Origin of the sequence: Klebsiella sp. HN106 (assembly GCF_051209435.1) — a bacterium.
GTDB classification, from domain to species: domain Bacteria; phylum Pseudomonadota; class Gammaproteobacteria; order Enterobacterales; family Enterobacteriaceae; genus Klebsiella; species Klebsiella oxytoca.
This window is the reverse complement of the sequence record NZ_JBLURD010000166.1, coordinates 1-339: the sequence shown is the minus strand read 5'-3', so window position 1 is coordinate 339 and position 339 is coordinate 1. Positions and strand designations below refer to the sequence as shown.

Annotated in this window: 1 pseudogene; it reads right to left on the bottom strand. The window is 62.2% G+C overall.

Annotated features, from left to right (window positions below):
• Positions 1-339, bottom strand: a pseudogene (locus ACSIPU_RS30790) (allantoin permease); the annotation flags it as partial.

Below are 339 nucleotides of genomic sequence, written 5' to 3'. Positions count from 1 at the left end.
ATAGTAGCGCCCGCGGGTAAGGAGCCCCATCAGCGGGGTCATGACAAAGGCAACGACCAGCGCAATCAGCGGCGAGAACGGCGCCAGCGTCGCCCCCAGCAGACCGAAGAAGGCGCAGATCGACAGCCCGGCGGCCAGACCAAAGGAGACCACGCCCACCGGGTTAACGTTGTAGATCATGCCGCGGCGATACTCCGGCTGCGCCGGCGCCAGCTTGAGCAAGCCTTTATTAAAGGTGATGTCGGTCGCCACCACCACTACCCAGGCGATGGCGAATTTGGAGTAAAAGCCGAGGATCCACGACAGGGCTCTGAACATATCGCCCTCCATCAGCGCCAG